This window comes from Pseudomonas putida, from assembly GCF_002741075.1.
Classification (GTDB): Bacteria; Pseudomonadota; Gammaproteobacteria; order Pseudomonadales; family Pseudomonadaceae; genus Aquipseudomonas; species Aquipseudomonas putida_T.
In genome coordinates this window covers 4019625-4040126 of record NZ_CP016634.1, presented here as the reverse complement: position 1 = coordinate 4040126, position 20502 = coordinate 4019625, and the positions used below count along the sequence as shown (strand labels likewise).

Genomic DNA, 20502 nt, shown 5'->3' with positions numbered 1-20502 from the left:
CCCACAGCTGTAGCGGTTTTAGCGAAAGTACCTTAGCGCCTGTGAAAGTGGGTTCATCCAAGAAGGCTCATCAGCGTGAGCTATGCCAGGTTTGGCGTGCGGCATCGTCCTGGAAGCTCCAGGCAACCATGCGGCTCTGTTTCTGACCTTGGCCCATGGCCACGACCCGCTGAGCCTTCACGCCTGCCTTCTTCAGCGCCGCCTCGATGCCGGGCAGGTTGCTGGCCTTGGATACGAGGCTGGTGAACCACAGCACCTGAGCACCGTACTGCGCACTTTCTTCCACCAGCTGGGTGACGAAGCGGATCTCTCCGCCCTCGCACCATAGCTCGTTGTTCTGCCCGCCGAAATTGAGCACTGGCAGCTTGCGCTTGGGATCTTGCTTGCCAAGGTTCTTCCATTTGCGCTGGCTGCCGCGGGTGGCTTCGTCGCGGGAGGCATGGAACGGCGGGTTGCACAGGGTGATGTCGAAACGCTCGTCGTCCTGCAGCAGGCCGGTGAGGATGTGCTTGCGGTTGGCTTGCTGGCGCAAGGCAATGGCCTTGTTCAGGCCGTTGGCCTGGACGATGGTCCTGGCCGAGGCCAAGGCCACGGGATCGATGTCCGAACCGACGAAACGCCAGCGGTAGTCACTGTGCCCGAGCAGTGGATAGATGCAGTTGGCGCCGACGCCGATGTCCAGCGCGCGTACCTGCGCGCCTCGGGGGATCTCACCGTTGCTGTCATCGGCCAGCAAGTCAGCCAGCACGTGGATGTAGTCAGCCCGTCCAGGGATGGGCGGGCACAGGTAGTCGGCGGGGATGTCCCAATGTTGGATGCCGTATTGGGCCTTGAGCAGGGCGCGATTGAAGACCCGTACCGCTTCGGGGTTGGCGAAGTCGATGCTCGGCTTGCCATAGGGGTTGGTGATGGTGAAGTTGGCCAGCTCTGGGTGGGCCTTGATCAGGCTGGGGAAGTCGTAGCGGCCCTGATGGCGGTTACGCGGGTGCAGGGTGGGTTTTTGATTCATGGGGTGAAGTCTCAAAAGCATCGCGGGACAAGCCCGCTCCCACACGGCCTTCGTTGACCTGTGGGAGCGGGCTTGTCCCGCGATGGCATCACTGAGGTCTGCGGCTGTTACAGCGCCGCGATCCGTGCATGCTGCTCGGTGAAGTTGGCCAGGGCCTGTTCGGACTCAGCGAGCTTGGCGCGCTCCTTCTCGATCACGGCAGGCGGCGCCTTGTCGACGAACGCAGCGTTGGACAGCTTGCCGCCCACGCGCTGGACTTCGCCTTGCAGGCGCTGGATTTCCTTGCTCAGGCGCGCCAGCTCTGCATCTTTGTCGATCAGGCCCGCCATCGGCACCAGCACCTGCAGGTCGCCCACCAGCGCGGTGGCCGACAGCGGCGCCTCGTCCTGCTCGCCGAGCACGGTGAACGACTCGACCTTGGCCAGCTTCTTGAGCAGGGCCTCGTTCTCTTGCAGGCGACGCTGGTCGTCCGCGTTGGCGTTCTTGAGGAACAGTGGCAGCGGCTTGCCTGGGCCGATGTTCATCTCGGCGCGGATGTTGCGCAGGCCGACCATCAGTTGCTGCAGCCATTCGATATCGCCCTCGGCGGCGGTATCGATGCGGCTTTCATTGGCCACCGGCCAAGGTTGCAGCATGATGGTCTTGCCCTCGATACCGGCCAGCGGCGCGATGCGCTGCCAGATTTCTTCGGTGATGAACGGCATGAACGGATGGGCCAGACGCAGGGCGACTTCCAGCACGCGCACCAGGGTGCGGCGGGTGCCGCGGGCGCGCTCGACCGGAGCGTTTTCGTCCCACAGGACCGGCTTGGAGAGTTCCAGGTACCAGTCGCAGTACTGGTTCCAGATGAACTCGTACAGGGCCTGGCTGGCCAGGTCGAAGCGGAACTGCTCGAGCTGGCGGGTCACCTCGGCTTCGGTGCGCTGCAGCTGCGAGATGATCCAGCGATCGGCCAGCGACAGTTCGTAGGCTTCGCCGTTCTGACCGCAGTCCTCGCCCTTGTCCAGCACATAGCGGGCGGCGTTCCAGATCTTGTTGCAGAAGTTGCGATAACCCTCGACACGGCCCATGTCGAACTTGATGTCGCGGCCGGTGGAGGCCAGCGAGCAGAAGGTGAAGCGCAGGGCGTCGGTGCCGTAGCTGGAGATACCCTCAGGGAACTCGGCTTTGGTCTGCTTGGCGATCTTCTCGGCAAGCTTGGGCTGCATCATGCCGCTGGTGCGTTTTTCCAGCAGGGCCTCGAGGGTGATGCCATCGACGATGTCCAGCGGGTCCAGGACGTTGCCCTTGGACTTGGACATCTTCTGACCCTGGCCGTCACGCACCAGGCCGTGGACGTACACGGTCTTGAACGGCACCTGCGGGGTGCCGTCTTCGTTCTTGATCAGGTGCATGGTCAGCATGATCATGCGCGCAACCCAGAAGAAGATGATGTCGAAACCGGTGACCAGCACGTCGGTGGAGTGGAATTTCTTGAGGAACTCGGTCTGCTCCGGCCAGCCCAGGGTGGAGAAGGTCCACAAGCCCGAACTGAACCAGGTGTCGAGAACGTCGTCGTCCTGTCGCAGGGACACGTCGGCGCCCAGGTTGTGTTTGGCGCGGACCTCTTCCTCATTGCGGCCGACATAGACCTGGCCGGCCTCGTCGTACCAGGCCGGAATGCGGTGCCCCCACCACAGCTGGCGGCTGATGCACCAGTCCTGGATGTCACGCATCCAGGAGAAGTACATGTTTTCGTACTGCTTGGGCACGAACTGGATGCGACCGTCTTCCACGGCGGCGATGGCAGGTTCTGCCAATGGCTTGGTCGAGACGTACCACTGGTCGGTCAGCCACGGCTCGATGACCGTGCCGGAACGGTCACCTTTGGGCACCTTCAGCGCGTGGTCGTCGATGCTGACCAGCAGGCCCTGGGCGTCCAGGTCAGCGACGATCTGTTTGCGCGCGACGAAGCGGTCCAGGCCTGCATATTGGGCCGGCAGGCTGGTGTCGATCTGTTCGTTGACGCTGCCGTCGAGGTTGAAGGCCTGGGCGCTTGCTAGGACCAGGGCGTTCTTGTCGAAGATGTTCAGCAGTGGCAGGTCGTGGCGCTTGCCGACTTCGTAGTCGTTGAAGTCGTGGGCCGGGGTGATCTTCACGCAACCGGTGCCGAACGCCGGGTCGCAATAGTCGTCGGCGATGATCGGGATGCGACGGCCGACCAGCGGCAGCTCGACGAACTTGCCGATCAGGGCCTGGTAACGCTCGTCGTTCGGATTGACCGCGACAGCGGCATCGCCGAGCAGGGTTTCCGGACGGGTGGTGGCGACGACCAGATGGTCCTTGCCTTCAGCGGTCTTGGCGCCATCGGCCAGTGGGTAGCGCAGGTTCCACAGGTGACCCTTCTCGTCGTGGTTTTCCACTTCGAGGTCGGAGATGGCGGTGTGCAGCTTGGTATCCCAGTTGACCAGGCGCTTGCCGCGGTAGATCAGGCCATCTTCATGCAGGCGCACGAAGGCTTCCTTGACCGCTTCGGACAGACCGTCGTCCATGGTGAAGCGCTCGCGGCTCCAGTCTACCGACGAACCCAGGCGGCGGATCTGACGGCTGATGTTGCCGCCGGACTGATCCTTCCACTCCCAGACCTTCTCCAGGAACTTCTCGCGGCCCAGGTCATGACGGTTCTGGCCTTTTGCCTCGAGCTGGCGCTCCACCAGCATCTGGGTGGCGATGCCAGCGTGGTCGGTGCCTGGCTGCCACAGGGTGTTGCGGCCCTGCATGCGGCGGAAGCGGATCAGGGCGTCCATGATCGCATTGTTGAAGCCGTGGCCCATGTGCAGGCTGCCGGTCACGTTCGGCGGCGGGATCATGATGGTGTAGGACTCGCCTGCACCTTGCGGGGCGAAATAGTTCTCGGACTCCCAGGTGTTGTACCAGGAAGTTTCGATGGCGTGCGGCTGGTAGGTCTTATCCATGCGCGGCGGGACCCTATGGCATTAATTCGGGAAAGCCGGGAAGTATAACCAAGGTGGGGGTTCGAGGCGACAGGGGCAGGGGCTGCTTTGCAGCCCTTTCGCGGCACAAGGCCGCTCGTGCAGGGACCGTGACGCCTGTAGGAGCGGCCTTGGTGCCGCGAAAGGACCGTTGGGCGGCCCTGGGATCTTATTCAGAGCGCTTGATCAGCCGTTCCATGCGCGCATCGAGGCGGCGCTTGATCTCGTTCTCGATGTGCGGGGTGAAGTCGTTGATCACGTCTTGCATGATCTGTTGGGCGGCGGCGCGCAGGTCGGCTTCCAGGTGCAGCAGAGTGTCCTGGCGGCGGGTCTGCGGATCGTCCTCGGGGGAGGGCACCGGCAGGGGCTCGGTCGTCGCCAAGGTATTGCCTGCGGGCTCGTCGAGCAGCAGGGGGATCTGCTCGACCGTTTCGGTCAGCAGTGGGGGTTGCAGATCGGCATCGCCCAGCAACTGGCGGATCGACTCCAGGTCGTCGAGCAGATGAGCGGAATCGGGCAGGGAGGAGTGCTTGTCCATCGTCGTCAAAGTCGCTGTAAGCGGTGGTCTTGCAGAGCATAGCCCTGTTCGCGGTAGAAACGGAATCGTTCTCGCGCAGCCTGGCGAATGCCTGGCTCCTCGACGACGATCTCCGCCACCCGCTCGAATTGGCCGATGAAGCCCGGCACATCGGCGCCCAGGTTGATCAGCAGGTCACGGTGGGCGCCGGCGTCGTCCCCCAGCCCCAGCGCTACCGCAGCATCGGCGTTGGCCTCGGCAGGGTCGTGCGGAACGAAGGCTTCGCCCTTGAAGTGCCACAGGCGCTCGTCCAGCGCATTGCGCTGCTCGGCGTCCTGGCAGTGCAGGTAGACCCGATGGCCCAGGCGCCAGGCCTTTTCGCACAGCTTGCAGGCGAAATCCAGGCGAGCGGACAACGAATCGGTGGGCAGGATGTAGAAGTCGACTTTGCTCATGTTTGGTCTGCCGGCCGGTAGCGCGAGCGCCACCGGCCTTGTGGCATCACACGTTGGCGCGGTCGAGCAGGTACTGGGTCAGCAGCGGGACCGGGCGGCCCGAGGCGCCTTTGTCCTTGCCGCCGCTGATCCACGCGGTGCCGGCTACGTCCAGGTGCGCCCAGTTGTAGGCCTTGGCGAAGCGCGACAGGAAGCAACCTGCGGTGATGGTGCCGGCCTTCGGGCCACCGATGTTGGCGATGTCGGCGAAGGGGCTGTCCAACTGCTCTTGGTACTCGTCGAACAGCGGCAACTGCCAGGCGCGGTCGTCGGCGCGCTTGCCGGCATCGAGCAGTTGGCCGACCAGTTCGTCGTTGTTGCCCATCAGGCCCGAGGTGTGGCTGCCCAGGGCCACGATGCAGGCACCGGTCAGGGTGGCGATGTCGATCACGGCCTGGGGCTTGAAGCGCTCGGCGTAGGTCAGGGTGTCGCACAGCACCAGGCGACCTTCGGCGTCGGTGTTGAGGATCTCGACGGTCTGGCCGCTCATGGTGGTGACGATGTCGCCCGGGCGCGTGGCGCCACCGCTGGGCATGTTCTCGGCGCAGGCTAGCAGGCACACCAGGTTGATCGGCAGTTGCAGCTGCAGGACAGCACGCAGGGTGCCGAACACGCTGGCCGCGCCACACATGTCGTACTTCATCTCATCCATGCCGGCACCGGGCTTGAGGCTGATGCCACCGGTATCGAAGGTGATCCCCTTGCCGACCAGCACGAACGGTTTTTCGCTCTTCTTGCCGCCCTGATAGTTGAGCACGATCAGCCGTGGTGGCTGGTCGCTGCCCTGGCCCACGGCGTAGAACGCGCCCATGCCCAGGTCCTTGATCTTTTTCTCGTCCAGTACCTCGACCTTGAGGTTCTTGTGAGCCTTGCCCAGCTCCTTGGCCTGTTCGGCGAGGAACGTCGGGTGGCACAGGTTCGGCGGCAGGTTGCCCAGGTCGCGGGTGAAGGACATGCCCGAGGCGATGGCGCTGGCGTGTTTCACGGCGCGCTCGACTTCGGCCAGGCCGGCCTTGTCGGCCAGCAGGGTGACTTTCTTGAGGGCGCGGGGTTCAGCCTTCTGGCTCTTGAAGCGGTCGAAGACGTATTCGCCATCGAGCAGGGTCTCGGCTAGCAGGCGGTATTTGGCGTAGTGGGCGTCGCGGCCGGTGACGCTGACGTCATCCAGGGCCAGCACCGCATCGCTGCCGTTCAGGCCCTTGAGCACACCGGCGACGCTGGCGACCAGCTTGCGCCAGCTGCGATCACCCAGCGCTTCCTTGCCGCTGCCGACCAGCAGCACGCGCTCGGCCTTGAGGCCCGGCAGGCTCTGCAGCAGCAGGGTCTGGCCTGGCTTGCCAGCCAGATCGCCGCGCTTGAGCACAGTGCTGATGGCACCATTGCTGGCCTGGTCGACGGCCTTGGCGAGGTCGCCGAGCTTGCGTCCTTCGCCGACGGCAAGCACCAAGGTGGCGGTTTTCAAGGAGGCGGCGGCTACACTTTTTACAACCAGTTCCATGTCAGGGTCCCCGAATGATCTGTCAGTTGGCGCAGTCTCGTGCAAGCGCTCGAAACAGGCGTGGCCGCAAGGTCGCGTGCCACTTGAAAAGCTGCCAGTTTGAGCCTGGGGGAACCTGGATGACAACCCCGACATGTGCCGTCATGCGCGGCCAAGTGACAGGCGCGGCCAATCACAGGATAATGCGCGCACTTTATATGGAGGTTCGCCGTCGGCGAACCGGCAAGTCATTGTTTGGCTCTGCGCCCCTGACAACCCAGGAGTGTCTGGTTTGATCGTCTTTCGTTATCTGTCCCGCGAGGTCCTGGTGACCTTGAGCGCCGTCAGCGCCGTGCTGCTGGTGATCATCATGAGCGGACGCTTCATCAAGTACCTGGCCCAGGCCGCCCAGGGTGTGCTCGACCCGAGCGTACTGTTCCTGATCATGGGCTTCCGTCTGCCGGGCTTCTTGCAGCTGATCCTGCCCCTGGGCCTTTTCCTCGGCATCCTGCTGGCCTATGGCCGGCTTTATCTGGAAAGCGAGATGACCGTGCTTTCGGCCACCGGCATGAGCCAGCAGCGCCTACTGGCGTTGACCATGGCGCCGGCCGCGTTGGTCGCCCTGCTGGTAGCTTGGCTGAGCCTGAGCCTGGCGCCCCAGGGCGTCGCCCAGGTGCAGCAGATCATCAATCAGCAGGATGCCCTCACCGAGTTCGACACCCTGGTGCCTGGGCGCTTCCAGACCTTGCGCGACGGCTCTCGGGTGACCTACACCGAGCAGCTGTCGGACGATCGCGTCAATCTCAGCGGTGTGTTCATCTCCGAGAAACGCTTCAACCAGGACAAGACCAAGGACCGTGCGCCTTCGGTACTGGTCGCCGAGAAGGGCCACCAGGAAGTGCAGGCCGACGGCAACCGTTACCTGATCCTCGAAAACGGCTATCGCTACGACGGTAACCCCGGCCAGGCCGACTACCGCGCGATCAAGTACGACACCTACGGCGTGTTGCTGCCCAAGCCGGAAGTCAGCGAGGAAGTGACCGAGCGTGAAGCCATCCCGACGTCCGAGTTGTTCGGCAAGAACACCCTGCGCGAGCAGGCGGAGCTGCAATGGCGCCTGTCCCTGCCGCTGCTGGTGTTCATCGTGACGCTGCTGGCGGTTCCGCTGTCCCGTGTCAACCCGCGCCAGGGCCGCTTCCTCAAGCTGCTGCCGGCCATTCTTCTTTACATGGCTTACCTGACGATGCTCATTTCCGTACGCGGCGCCCTGGAGAAGGGCAAGATCCCGATCGCCCTGGGCATGTGGTGGGTTCATGGCCTGTTCCTATTGATCGGCCTGGGGCTGATGTACTGGGAGCCGTTGCAGCTCAAGCGTGCCGCCCGTCGTACGGAGGTGGCCCATGGCTAAGCTGGATCGCTACGTCGGCCAGAGCGTGCTCCTGGCCATCCTGGCGGTGCTGGGCATCATCCTGGGCCTGGCTTCGCTGTTCGCCTTCATCGATGAGATGAGCGACCTGAGCGATACCTACACCGTGATGGATGCTGGCAGTTTCGTATTGCTCACCGCACCGCGCCGGTTGTACGAGATGTTGCCGATGGCTGCGCTGATCGGCTGCCTGATCGGCCTGGGCAGCCTGGCCAGCAGCAGCGAGCTGACCATCATGCGCGCCGCTGGTGTGTCCATCGGGCGTATCGTCTGGGCGGTGATGAAGCCCATGCTGGTGCTGATGCTGGTCGGCCTGCTGATCGGCGAATACGTGGCGCCTGTCACCGAAAACAAGGCCCAGGCCGAGCGTTCCCTGGCTCAGGGCGGCGGTGATGCGCAGAGCTCCAAGCGTGGCATGTGGCACCGCCAGGGCGAAGAGTTCGTGCACATCAACTCGGTGCAGCCCAACGGTTTGCTGCTGGGGGTGACCCGCTACCGCTTCGACGCCGAGCGTCATATCGTGACCTCCAGCTTTGCACGCCGTGCGCAGTACAACGAGGACCACTGGGTCCTGAGCGATGTCGCTACCACCTACTTCCGTGGCGACCACACCGAGGTGGTGAAGGCGCCGCAGGAGCGTTGGGACGTGTCGGTAACCCCGCAACTGCTCAACACCGTGATCCTGGCCCCGGAATCCCTGTCGATCACTGGCCTGTGGGACTACATTCACTACTTGTCCGACCAGGGCCTGAACAACGCCCGTTACTGGCTGGCATTCTGGACCAAGGTGCTGCAGCCGATGGTGACCGCGGCCTTGGTGCTGATGGCGATCTCCTTCATCTTCGGCCCGCTGCGCTCCGTGACCCTTGGTCAGCGTGTGTTCACCGGTGTGCTGGTGGGCTTCGTCTTCCGTATTGGCCAGGACCTGCTGGGCCCTTCCAGCCAGGTGTTCGGCTTCCCACCGCTGCTGGCGGTGGTGATTCCGGCCGGTATCTGTGCGCTGGCCGGCGTGTGGTTGTTGCGCCGGGCAGGGTGATGGCCTGAGTGACATGAAAAAGCCGACCCTAGGGTCGGCTTTTTTGTGGTCGGTGTCCCGTCCTGAATAAGGTTTACACCTCCCATCCCGAATTTCCGGAGAGTCAGATGGAGCAAGGTGTAAAGCGCACACAGCGAGATTACTCACTGTCTTTTAAATTGGCGGTGGTTGATCAGATTGAAAAAGGCGAGATGACCTACGGCCAGGCCCAGGAACGGTATGGCATCCAGGGTCGATCGACGGTTCTGGTATGGTTGCGTAAGCACGGTCGGCAGGATTGGAGCCAAGGGGCATCGATCCGAGCCGAGAGGAGCTGCGCGATGTCTGACCCCAAACCGCTCACTCCAGAGCAGCGGATCAAAGAGCTTGAGCAGCAGCTTGAGCTGATGAGCCAGAAGGCCCAGTTCTTCGAGACGGTCGTCGATGTTCTGAAAAATGACTATGGTGTTTCGGTCGTAAAAAAGCGATCCGGCAAGTCCTCTCGCAAGGTCAAGTCGCAGGACTGAGCATTGCCAGGGCTTGTCAGTTTCTAGGCATCAGTCGACAGGCTTACTACAAACGCAACCGAGCCGCTGATGGCAAAGAGCGCCAGGCAGACCGGGTGGTTAAGTTTGTTCAGCAAGTCCGGATGCGCCAGCCTCGTCTGGGTACACGCAAGCTGCACTATCTGCTGCATTGCCAGCCTGACAGACGACTCCAGATCGGCCGAGATAGGCTGTTCCAAGTCTTGGGAGAGCGCCGTTTGCTCGTACTGCCTAAGCGGGCCTACCACAAGACAACACAAAGCTTTCATCGCTTCTACCGCCACCCCAACTTACTCAAGCCCGGGCCAAGCCAGATTGTTCCGACAAGGCCGGAACATGTCTGGGTGGCCGACATTACTTACCTGCCCGCACGTAACGGCCCGCTATACCTGAGCCTGATAACGGATGCGTACTCCAGGAAAATCGTTGGCCACCACGTCCATGAAAGCCTGCATGCCGAGTCAGTGGCGCAAGCTTTCAAGCAGGCACTACGAAAGCGACGTCGTCGCCAGCCATTAGTCCACCATTCGGATCGAGGCATCCAATATTGCTCGGCGCTATACCAGTCACTGCATCAACGGCACGGCGTTCAGTGCTCCATGACTGATGGGTATGACTGCTACCAGAACGCGCTGGCCGAGCGAATCAACGGAATCCTCAAGATGGAGCTGCTGTTGAGTAGCCCTGCAGATTTGGAGCAAGCGAGACAGATGGTTGACGAGGCAGTGCAGATCTACAACACAGAACGGCCTCATATGGCCCTGAAAAACAAAACGCCCGATGCTGTGCATCGGGCGTTTTGAGGCCTGTCGGCCTACCTGAACAGGTGTAAACCTATTTCAGGACTAGACACGGAGGATTGTGGCGATCCTTTAGGCGCTGGCGAAGCCTGCGATGGGGTGCGCAGCCGCCCCAGAGAATTACGGCTTGCGCTTGGGCACACGCACTAGCTGCGTGTCCGAATAGATGTCATGCCAGCCACGCTTGCGCTTATCGACCAACGCCCAGAAGAACCCGAGCCCCAGGCAGAGCCAGGAGGCGATGGAAACGACAAAGCGCAGCAGCGCCTGCCACAGGCTGATCGCGCTGCCATCGGCATTCTGCACTCGCACGCCCCACACTTGCATGCCCAGGGTCTGGCCGCCGTGGGTCCAGAACTTGGCGAAGAAGCCGAACAGGGCGAACAGCAGCAGGGTCGACAACAGTGGATCGCCATCCAAGGCGCCTGCCTCGGTCAGTTCGCGCATGCGCGCTTCGCCGATGATCCACATCTGCACCATCTTGTAGGCGCCTGCCGTCACGATCAGCAGGGCGGTACACAGAAGGAAGTCATAGAACATGGCGGCCAGGCGACGGCCCAGGCCGGCCGGGGGGAAGTCACCCTGAGGGGTGAGCAGGGGCTTGGACATGCAGGACGCTCCGTGTGACGAAGCCGCTATTCTACGGGCAAAAAAAAGGTTCTTCACGGAATCCCGGGAAAGACAGAAACAAAAACGCCGGTTTGAGGGATGATGTTAGTGCGAACAAACACATCCACAAACCGGCGCTCTTGTGCACGATATTAATACGTTTCTGCCCTTTTGGGAGGGCTTTTCTGTCACTGCGATCCGATCTGACGGCGACGACCTGCTGATCGACGTGACCCCACAGTCCACCAGATTTCCCACCTGCAGCGGCTGCAATCAGCCCAGCACCAGCATCCACGAATACTGCCAGCGCTCAATCCGTGACCTGCCCATCCTTGGCCGCGCGGTGCGGTTGAATGTGGAACTGCGGCGCGTCGGTTGCAGTACATGCGGCAAGCGAATGGAGTCAGTCTGTTGGCTTGACCGCTATTCGCGCATGACCAAGCGCTTGGCCGAAGCGGTGATCAAGTTTTGCCAAAGACTGCCCACCCTGCACGTTGCCGAGCTGTTTGGATTGCATTGGGACAGCGTGCGCTTGCTGGAGCGACGCGCGCTACAAGCTGCATTAGAGAAGCTGCCGAAGGCGCAGCCCAGGCGCTTGGTGATGGATGAGTTCGCCCTGTTCAAAGGGCATCGCTACGCCAGCGTGGTGCTGGATGCCGATACCCGCCGGGTGCTATGGATTGGCGAAGGCCGTAGCCGAGTTGCTGTCAGACCCTTTTTTGAAGAGCTGGGGCCGGAGGGCTGTGCGCGGATCGAAGCAGTGGCAATGGACATGAACACCGCATTTGACCTGGAGGTACGCCAACATTGCCCTCAGGCACGCGTGGTCTATGACCTGTTTCATGTGATCGCCAAATATGGTCGAGAGGTGATTGACCGAGTGCGAGTGGATGAGGCCAATCGCCTGCGGCATGACAAGCCTGCACGCAAGGTCATCAAGCAAGCACGGTGGCTCCTGCTGCGTAACCCTGAGAACCTCAAGCGCGAAGACCAGCAAGTGCGTCTGCAGGATCTGCTGGCCGCCAACCAGTCGTTGATGACGGTTTATCTGATGAAGGCCGAACTCAAAGTGCTCTGGTCGCCCACCACCGCCTGGGGCTGGCGGTCAGCCTGGAAGCAGTGGCTTCGCTTGGCTGATGAAAGCGCCATACCGGCGCTGAAGCAGTTTGCTAAACGCCTGAAGGGCTACTGGCGCGGCATCCTAAGCAGGGTGAGATGGCCCATGCACACCGGGCAGTTGGAAGGGATTAACAACCGGATCAAGGTCATCAAACGGATGGCCTACGGCTACCGGGACAGCGAATTCTTTTTCATGAAGATCAAGAATGACTTTCCCGGCAATCCGTGAGGAACCAAAAAAAAGCCCCTGCACTTGGCAGGGGCTTTTGGAAGTCTGGATCTCGCTTAGGCGATGACCTGAACCTTGTCAGCTTGCATGCCTTTTTGGCCTTGCACGGCTTCGAAGGAGACTTTCTGGCCTTCTTTCAGGCTCTTGAAGCCGTTGCCTTCGATGGCACGGAAGTGCACGAACAGATCCGGACCGCTCTCTGGGGTGATGAAGCCGTAACCTTTCTCGTCATTGAACCACTTGACGGTACCGTTCTGACGCTCAGCCATTGTCTTGTTTCCTATGAAGCTTAATTTTTGATGACAGTTACTTTCATATCTATCGATATAAAAGATTACCGGGCTGGGTTGCAGGAAAGTAAGAGACGTCGAACGGGTTGTAGCAGATTGCAGCTACTGGCCCAGGTCACGAACTGTTGCGACCCATGCAAACACAGTGCAGTGACTCTACGCTAACTCTGCCGACAAAAACAAGCCCTCCAGACCGCCGGAATTCAGGGTTTTTCCGATAACCGACAAAATTGTCGGAAACGGCGTGGCGCCTGGCCTGGCGCTATGTTCAAAAGTTATTGGGCAGGTTCGAAAACGAATATGACGAACCTGCCTCCAGTGCAATCAACCGCGATAGTAACGTTGCGCAACGAAAGGCATTTTGCTGACCTTCAGGGGAACCTTCTTGCCGCGCACAACAGCAAACAATGCGGTATCGAGCGCGGCATGTTCGGTCTCGACATAACCCATGGCGACCGGTGCGCCGAGGGTCGGGCCGAAACCACCGCTGCAGACTTCGCCGACCGATTGGCCATCGGCATCGACGATCTGTGCGCCTTCGCGAACCGGCGTGCGTTCCTGCGGCAGCAGGCCAACACGCTTGCGGGCAACACTTTGGCGTTGTTGTTCGAAGATGGCGTGGGCGCCAGGGAAACCACCGGCGCGTTCGCCATCGGCGCGGCGTACCTTGGAGATCGCCCACAGCAGGCTGGCCTCCACTGGCGTGGTGCAGGTCTTCATGTCGTGGCCATACAGGCACAGGCCGGCTTCCAGGCGCAGCGAGTCACGGGCGCCCAGGCCAATCGGTTGTACTTCGGGCTCGGCCAGCAGTCGGCGGGCCAAGGCTTCGGCGTCGGCAACCGGGACCGAGATCTCGTAACCGTCTTCACCGGTGTAGCCCGAGCGGCTGACATAGCATTCGGCACCGAGCAGGGTGACGGGGCGGAACTGCATGAACGTCATGCTGGCCACTTCCGGCGCCAGGCGCTCGAGTACCTTGACCGCCGCCGGGCCTTGCAGGGCGAGCAGGGCGCGTTCTTCGAACAGCGGCTGGATCTCGCAGCGTGTCCCGATGTGCTTTTGCAGGTGCGCCAGGTCCTGATCCTTGCAGGCGGCGTTGACCACCAGGAAGAGTTCGTCATCGCCCAGGTTGGCGACCATCAGGTCGTCGAGGATGCCGCCTTGTTCGTTGGTGAACATCGCGTAGCGCTGCATGCCCACCGGCAGGTCGATGATGTCCACTGGCACCAGGGACTCCAGGGCCTTGGCCGCGTCGCTGCCGCGCAGGCGGATCTGGCCCATGTGCGAGACGTCGAACAGGCCAGCCTGCTCGCGGGTGTGCAGGTGCTCCTTGAGCACGCCCAACGGGTACTGCACCGGCATGTCATAGCCAGCGAACGGCACCATGCGTGCGCCCAGTTCCAGATGCAGGGCGTGCAAGGGGGTCTTTTGCAGTGTTTCGGACATCGGTGACTCCTCGTTTTTTGTTCGGGTCAACATTCGATGATGTTGACGGCCAGACCGCCGCGGGCGGTCTCCTTGTATTTGCTTTTCATGTCTGCGCCGGTCTGGCGCATGGTGCGGATGACTTTGTCGAGCGATACGTAGTGCTGCCCATCGCCCCGCAAGGCCATGCGCACCGCATTGATCGCCTTGACCGAGCCCATGGCGTTGCGCTCGATGCAGGGCACCTGGACCAGCCCGCCGATCGGGTCGCAGGTCAGGCCGAGGTTGTGTTCCATGCCGATTTCGGCGGCGTTCTCCACTTGTTGCGGGGTGCCGCCCATCACTTCGCACAATGCGCCGGCTGCCATGGAACAGGCCACGCCGACTTCCCCCTGGCAGCCAACTTCGGCGCCGGAGATCGAGGCGTTTTCCTTATAAAGGATGCCGATCGCGGCGGCGGTGAGCAGAAAACGCACTACCCCGTCCTCGTTGGCCCCTGGAACGAAGCGCATGTAGTAGTGAAGGACGGCCGGGACGATACCTGCCGCTCCGTTGGTGGGCGCGGTGACCACCCGTCCGCCGTAGGCGTTTTCTTCATTGACCGCCAGGGCATAGAGGTTGACCCAGTCGAGTACCGACAACGCATCGCGCAGACTGGCCTCGGGATGCCGGCTGAGCTGGCGGTACAACGCCGGGGCCCGCCGCTTGACCTTCAGCCCGCCCGGCAGGATGCCTTCGTGACGGCAACCGGCCTCGACGCAGTCTTGCATGACCTGCCAGATACGCAGCAGGCCTTCGCGCGTCTCGGTCTCGGGGCGCCAGGCCGCTTCGTTGGCCAGCATCATCTGGCTGACCGACAAGTGCTGCTCGCTGCAATGGGCGAGCAGTTCCTTGGCCGTGCGGAAAGGGTAGGGCAGCACGGTGCTGTCCTCGACGATCCGGTCGTGGCCGGCAGCGTCCTCGTCGACCACGAAACCACCGCCGACCGAGTAGTACTCCCGGCTACGGATTTGCAATCCGGCTTCATCGAAGGCGCGGAAGATCATGCCGTTGGGATGGTAGGGCAGGGGTTTGCGAATCATCGCCAGGTGCTGCTTTTCGACGAAGCCGATCTCGTGCTCACCCAGCAGACGCAACCGACCGCTGTCGCGGATCGCCTGCAGATGTGCGGGGATCGATTCGGTGTCGATGGTGTCTGGATGCTCGCCTTCAAGGCCCAGCAGCACGGCCTTGTCGCTGCCATGGCCCTTGCCGGTGGCTCCCAACGAGCCATACAGCTCGGCTTTGACGCTGTCGGTGCGGGCCAGCAGGCCATCGCGGCGCAGCCCTTCGGCAAAGCGTGCGGCAGCCCGCATGGGGCCGACCGTATGGGAGCTGGAGGGGCCGATGCCGATCTTGAACAGGTCGAAGACGCTCAAAGACATGGTGACCTCCTGCCAGGTTGATTGGGCGGACGGTGAGCCCTCTGGAAGCGGGTAACCCGCTCCCAGAGGCCGCCACCCAAGCCAGGTGGCGGGCAGGGCTATCAGGCGTCCTGATAGCTCTCGATCGACGGGCACGCGCAGACCAGGTTGCGGTCGCCGAACACGTTGTCGACCCGACCCACTGGCGGCCAGTACTTGGCCTCCACCAGGCTCGGCAGCGGGTACACCGCCTGCTCACGGCTGTAGCCGTGGGTCCACTCGCCGACCAGCTCCGCCGCGGTGTGCGGGGCGTTCTTCAGCGGGTTGTCGTCCTTGTCCACGGTGCCGTTCTCGACCGCGCGGATTTCCTCGCGGATCTGGATCATCGCGTCGCAGAAGCGGTCCAGTTCTTCCTTGGACTCGCTTTCGGTCGGTTCGATCATCAGGGTGCCGGCCACCGGGAAGGACATGGTCGGCGCGTGGAAGCCGAAGTCGATAAGGCGCTTGGCCACGTCGTCGACACTGATACCGCTGGTGTCCTTGAGCGGGCGCAGGTCCAGGATGCATTCGTGCGCCACCAGGCCATTACCGCCGGTATAGAGGACAGGATAGTGCTCTTCCAGGCGACGGGCGATGTAGTTGGCGTTGAGGATCGCCATCTGCGAGGCGCGCTTGAGGCCCGCGCCGCCCATCATGCGGATGTACATCCAGGTGATCGGCAGGATGCTGGCGCTGCCGAACGGTGCGGCACAGACGGCGCCTTCGGTGTTTTCCAGGGTCGCATGGCCTGGCAGGAACGGCGCCAGGTGCGACTTGACACCGATCGGGCCGACGCCCGGGCCGCCACCGCCGTGAGGGATGCAGAAGGTCTTGTGCAGGTTCAGGTGCGAGACGTCGCCACCAAACTTGCCTGGGGCGCACAGGCCGACCATGGCGTTCATGTTGGCGCCGTCGATGTACACCTGGCCGCCGTTGTCGTGGATGATCGCGCAGATTTCGCCGATCGCTTCCTCGAACACGCCGTGGGTCGATGGGTAGGTGATCATGATTGCGGCGAGGCGGTCACGGTGTTCGATGGCCTTGGCGCGCAGGTCCTCGACATCGACGTTGCCGCGCGCGTCGCAGGCGGTGACTACCACGCGCATGCCGGCCATGTGCGCGGTGGCAGGGTTGGTGCCGTGGGCCGAGGAGGGGATCAGGCAGATATCGCGATGGCCTTCGCCGCGGCTGCGGTGATAGGCGCGGATCGCCAAGAGACCTGCGTACTCGCCCTGGGAGCCGGCGTTCGGTTGCAACGACACGGCGTCATAGCCGGTGGCGGCGCAGAGCATGGCTTCCAGCTCGCTGGTCATCTGCAGGTAGCCCTGGCTCTGCTCGGCCGGCGCGAACGGGTGCAGGTTGCCGAACTCGGCCCAGGTCACCGGGATCATTTCGCTGGCGGCGTTGAGCTTCATGGTGCACGAGCCCAGCGGGATCATGCTGCGGTCCAGCGCCAAGTCCTTGTCAGCCAGGCGGCGCAGGTAGCGCATCAGCTCGGTTTCGCTGTGATAGCGGTTGAACACTGGGTGTTCGAGGATCGCCGACTGGCGCAGCAAGGCGGTCGGCAGACGCGAGGCGGTGCTGGCGGCCAGGCTGTCGAAGGCTGGTGCGGTCTTGCCTTCGGCGAACAGTTGCAACAGGGCCTCGACGTCGGCCTGGGTGCTGGTCTCGTCCAAGGACAGGCCCAGGTGGGCGGCGTCGATCTGGCGCAGGTTGATGCGCTGGGTGCGGGCCTGCTCGTGCAGGCGGGTGGTGGCGTCACCGGTTGCCAGGGTCAGGGTGTCGAAGTAGGCGCTGGTGACGACCTTGACGCCCAGTTGCTCGAGGCCGGCGGCCAGGATGGCGGTCAGGGCATGGGTGCGCTCGGCGATGCGCTTGAGGCCAGCCGGGCCGTGGTACACGGCGAACATGCTGGCGATGTTGGCCAGCAATACCTGCGCGGTGCAGATGTTGCTGGTGGCCTTCTCGCGGCGGATGTGCTGTTCGCGGGTCTGCATGGCCAGACGCAGGGCCGTCTTGCCGAAACGGTCAATCGAAACGCCCACCAGGCGTCCTGGCATGTCGCGCTTGAAGGCATCGCGGGTAGCGAAGTACGCGGCGTGCGGGCCACCGAAGCCCAGCGGTACACCGAAGCGCTGGGCGCTGCCGATGGCCACGTCGGCCTCGAATTCACCGGGCGGGGTGAGCAGGGTCAGGGCCAGCAGGTCGGCGGCCACGGCCACCAGGGCGTTGGTGCCATGGAAGCGCTGTACCAGTTCGCGGTAGTCGAATACGTCGCCATTGCTGGCTGGGTATTGCAGCAGGGCGCCGAAGAAGCTGCTGACGTCGGTCAGCTCACGCTCGTCGCCAACGACCACTTCGATGCCCAGCGGTTCGGCGCGGGTGCGCAGTACATCGAGGGTCTGTGGGTGGCAATGGCGGGAGGCGAAGAAGGCATGGCCGGTCTTGTTCTTCGACAGGCGCTTGCAGAAGGTCATGGCCTCGGCGGCGGCAGTGGCTTCGTCGAGCAGGGAGGCGTTGGCGATCGGCAGGCCGGTCAGGTCGCTGATCAGGGTCTGGAAGTTGAGCAGCGCTTCCAGGCGACCTTGGGAGATCTCGGGTTGGTAGGGGGTATAGGCGGTGTACCAGGCCGGGTTCTCCAGCAGGTTGCGCAGGATCGGTGCCGGAGTGTGGGTGTTGTAGTAGCCCTGGCCGATGTAGTTCTTGAACAGCTGGTTCTTGCCGGCGATGGCTTTGAGGTCGGCGAGGGCGTCAGCTTCGCTCTGGCCGTCGTGGCCGCCGAGCACGCTGGTGCCTTTGATGCTGTCAGGGATGACCGCTGCGGTCATGGCTTCCAGCGACTCGAAGCCCAGGGCGGCGAGCATGGCCTGCTCATCGGCACTGCGTGGGCCGATGTGGCGGGCGATGAATTCGTTGGCGGTGCTGAGGTTGATGGTCATGGCAAGTCCTCAGGCGTCGTCGTTGGCATTGAGCAGGCGATCATAGGCGCCTTGGTCGAGCAGGCCGCTGACGGCGCTGGCGTCGGCGGGGATGAAGCGGAAGAACCAGCCTTCGCCCATCGGGTCTTCGTTGACCAGTTCAGGGCTTGCGTCGAGCTGGTCATTGACCGCGACCACTTCGCCGGCCAGTGGCATGTACACGCCGCTGGCGGCTTTCACCGATTCCACGGTGGAGGCTTCGGCGCCTTTGTCGTAGTGCTGCAGTTCCGGCAGTTGCACGAAAACCACATCGCCGAGGGCATTCTGGGCGTAGGCGGTGATGCCCACGGTGACGCTGCCGTCAGCTTCGACGCGCAGCCATTCGTGATCTTCGGTGAAACGCAACTCGCTCATGGGGGATCCTCGCGAAGCAGGGAAGTGGGCACGGTGGTTCCGCGCTCTTGGTTGCTATTCCCTTAGCAATAATGCGGCCAAGTCGTTCCGGGCCTTGTAAATCAAGGCATGGGCTGAAATGGGCGAGGACGCTTGTCGTTTGCCTGTAATGAAATCGCTACACAGTTTCAGCGATTGAAAAGGCTTGTGGGATCAAACCGTTGCGTAGACGGTATCGGCGCGCGATGTAATGATTTCAATACGGCGTACTGAAAACGATACGGGTGGTGATGGGGGTGGTATCGTCTGTTGATTTTTGCCCGCTGCAGATTAAGGTAACCCGACCATTCAGAAGCCTCGATGGATAACTCCAGAGCGGCGGTGAGCCGATCGGCGCGCAGGTCGCCGAGGGATCTGGTGGCACTCTCAATCGAGGAAATCTCCAATGGTCGATAGACTCAGCGCCGTCAGCGAACGGTCGGCACCGCACGCTGCCCGGCAGCCGGTAGGCTTGTTCGAAGCATTCCTGTTCTGGCTCAAGCTGGGGTTCATCAGCTTTGGCGGGCCAGCTGGGCAGATCTCGATCATGCACCAGGAACTGGTGGAGCGGCGGCGCTGGATCAGCGAGAAGCGTTTTTTGCACGCACTGAACTACTGCATGTTGTTGCCAGGCCCCGAGGCGCAGCAACTGGCCACCTACATCGGTTGGCTGATGCACCGCTCCTGGGGCGGGGTGATCGCCGGCGCATTGTTCGTGCTGCCTTCATTGTTCATCCTGATCGGCTTGTCCTGGATCTATGTGGCTTTTGGTGAAGTGCCGGTGGTGGCGGGGATCTTCTACGGCATCAAGCCTGCGGTGACGGCGATCGTCGTGCATGCGGCTCACCGGATCGGCTCGCGCGCACTGAAGAACCGCTGGCTGTGGGCCATGGCCGCGGCGTCATTCGTGGCCATTTTCGCGCTCGACGTGCCGTTCCCGTTGATCGTGCTGGTGGCGGGGCTCGTCGGCTACATGGGCGGGCGATTCGCGCCGAGCAAGTTCGTGATCGGAGGTGGGCATGGTGCGGCCAAGAGTCACTTTGGACCGGCGTTGATCGACGACGATACGCCCACGCCTGAGCATGCGCGTTTTCACTGGAAGCATGTGTTGCGCCTGGTGGTGATCGGTGCCGTGCTCTGGACGCTGCCCATGGGGTTGTTGACGCTCTCGTTTGGCTGGAGCGGGACGCTCACACAGATGGGCTGGTTCTTCACCAAGGCCGCATTGTTGACGTTTGGCGGCGCCTACGCTGTGCTGCCGTACGTCTATCAGGGCGCCGTGGGGCACTACGGTTGGCTCTCGCCCACCCAGATGATCGATGGACTGGCGTTGGGCGAAACCACGCCAGGCCCGCTGATCATGGTGGTTGCCTTTGTCGGCTTCATCGGGGGATACGTGTATCCGATGTTTGGCGCCGAGCACCCGTTCCTGGCTGGGGCCGTGGCGGCAAGCCTGGTCACTTGGTTCACCTTTCTGCCGTCATTCCTGTTCATTCTCGCCGGCGGCCCCGTGGTGGAGTCGACGCACAACGAGATGAAGTTCACGGCGCCGTTGACTGGAATCACCGCCGCCGTGGTAGGCGTCATCTTGAATCTGGCGCTGTTCTTCGGCTATCACGTGCTTTGGCCAGAGGGTTTCAGTGGCGCGTTCGACTGGCCGTCGGCACTGATCGCCATGGCGGCGGCCATCGCGCTGTTTCGCTTCAAGCGTGGGGTTATACAAGTGTTGGTGGCTTGCGCATTGGCGGGGTTGGCGGTGCACGTGCTGCGCACCTGACGCCAT

Annotated in this window: 16 protein-coding genes; 5 read left to right on the top strand and 11 right to left on the bottom strand. The window is 62.5% G+C overall.

Translation table 11 applies throughout. From position 1 onward, the window contains the following. Positions 1-70: 70 nt before the first annotated feature. The 5 genes from rlmF to IEC33019_RS18850 form a co-directional block, all read right to left on the bottom strand. Positions 71-1009, bottom strand: a complete 939-nt coding sequence (gene rlmF, locus IEC33019_RS18870) for a 23S rRNA (adenine(1618)-N(6))-methyltransferase RlmF (RefSeq protein WP_070092992.1) — start codon at positions 1007-1009, stop codon at positions 71-73. Positions 1010-1116: 107 nt separating this feature from the next. Beyond that, entirely contained in the window at positions 1117-3963 is a 2847-nt protein-coding gene (locus IEC33019_RS18865; RefSeq protein ID WP_099593842.1) for a valine--tRNA ligase, read from the bottom strand. Positions 3964-4150: 187 nt separating this feature from the next. Continuing rightward, complete coding sequence (locus IEC33019_RS18860) at positions 4151-4519, bottom strand: DNA polymerase III subunit chi (protein ID WP_070092990.1); 369 nt, start codon at positions 4517-4519, stop codon at positions 4151-4153. A gap of 5 nt (positions 4520-4524) precedes the next feature. Next, positions 4525-4953, bottom strand: coding sequence for a DNA polymerase III subunit chi (locus IEC33019_RS18855; protein WP_070092989.1), 429 nt, complete (start codon positions 4951-4953; stop codon positions 4525-4527). Positions 4954-4999: 46 nt separating this feature from the next. Then, positions 5000-6490 carry a leucyl aminopeptidase gene (locus IEC33019_RS18850; RefSeq protein WP_070092988.1) on the bottom strand — a complete coding sequence of 497 codons (1491 nt, stop codon included), beginning with the start codon at positions 6488-6490 and terminating at the stop codon, positions 5000-5002. 271 nt (positions 6491-6761) lie between these two features. Here IEC33019_RS18850 and lptF point away from each other — a divergent pair, with 271 nt between their 5' ends. The 3 genes from lptF to IEC33019_RS18830 all read left to right on the top strand — a co-directional run bounded on the left by lptF (position 6762) and on the right by IEC33019_RS18830 (position 10258). Further along, positions 6762-7877: an LPS export ABC transporter permease LptF gene (gene lptF / locus IEC33019_RS18840; protein ID WP_070092987.1), complete on the top strand. Its 1116-nt coding sequence runs from the start codon at positions 6762-6764 to the stop codon at positions 7875-7877. Continuing rightward, a complete protein-coding gene (lptG, locus tag IEC33019_RS18835) occupies positions 7870-8931 on the top strand; it encodes an LPS export ABC transporter permease LptG (protein WP_070092986.1) in 1062 nt (353 codons plus the stop codon). Before lptF ends, lptG begins: the two co-directional genes overlap by 8 nt. 107 nt (positions 8932-9038) lie before the next feature. Beyond that, a protein-coding gene (locus IEC33019_RS18830; RefSeq protein WP_099593083.1) for an IS3 family transposase occupies positions 9039-10258 on the top strand; the annotation gives its coding sequence in 2 pieces (ribosomal slippage) (positions 9039-9387 and positions 9387-10258; 1221 coding nt in all). 117 nt (positions 10259-10375) lie between these two features. On the opposite strand, the gene IEC33019_RS18825 is transcribed toward IEC33019_RS18830, so the two are convergent. After that, positions 10376-10864 carry an RDD family protein gene (locus IEC33019_RS18825; RefSeq protein WP_070093212.1) on the bottom strand — a complete coding sequence of 163 codons (489 nt, stop codon included), beginning with the start codon at positions 10862-10864 and terminating at the stop codon, positions 10376-10378. A gap of 142 nt (positions 10865-11006) precedes the next feature. Between IEC33019_RS18825 and IEC33019_RS18820 the strand changes: the two genes are divergently transcribed. Next, positions 11007-12212, top strand: a complete 1206-nt coding sequence (locus IEC33019_RS18820) for an ISL3 family transposase (protein WP_081337476.1) — start codon at positions 11007-11009, stop codon at positions 12210-12212. A gap of 56 nt (positions 12213-12268) precedes the next feature. Here the strand turns inward: IEC33019_RS18820 and IEC33019_RS18815 are convergent, their stop codons facing one another. The 5 genes from IEC33019_RS18815 to gcvH form a co-directional block, all read right to left on the bottom strand. Next, positions 12269-12481 carry a cold-shock protein gene (locus IEC33019_RS18815; protein ID WP_043210709.1) on the bottom strand — a complete coding sequence of 71 codons (213 nt, stop codon included), beginning with the start codon at positions 12479-12481 and terminating at the stop codon, positions 12269-12271. 345 nt (positions 12482-12826) lie between these two features. Further along, complete coding sequence (gene gcvT, locus IEC33019_RS18810; RefSeq protein ID WP_070093211.1) at positions 12827-13948, bottom strand: glycine cleavage system aminomethyltransferase GcvT; 1122 nt, start codon at positions 13946-13948, stop codon at positions 12827-12829. A gap of 26 nt (positions 13949-13974) precedes the next feature. Next, positions 13975-15351, bottom strand: a complete 1377-nt coding sequence (locus IEC33019_RS18805) for an L-serine ammonia-lyase (protein WP_070093210.1) — start codon at positions 15349-15351, stop codon at positions 13975-13977. 101 nt (positions 15352-15452) lie between these two features. After that, positions 15453-18308, bottom strand: coding sequence for an aminomethyl-transferring glycine dehydrogenase (gcvP, locus tag IEC33019_RS18800; protein ID WP_070093209.1), 2856 nt, complete (start codon positions 18306-18308; stop codon positions 15453-15455). Positions 18309-18317: 9 nt separating this feature from the next. After that, a complete protein-coding gene (gene gcvH / locus IEC33019_RS18795) occupies positions 18318-18701 on the bottom strand; it encodes a glycine cleavage system protein GcvH (protein ID WP_070093208.1) in 384 nt (127 codons plus the stop codon). A gap of 424 nt (positions 18702-19125) precedes the next feature. On the opposite strand from gcvH, the gene chrA reads away from it, so the two are divergent. Further along, a complete protein-coding gene (chrA, locus tag IEC33019_RS18790) occupies positions 19126-20496 on the top strand; it encodes a chromate efflux transporter (RefSeq protein ID WP_070093207.1) in 1371 nt (456 codons plus the stop codon). The last annotated feature ends 6 nt before the right edge of the window (positions 20497-20502 follow it).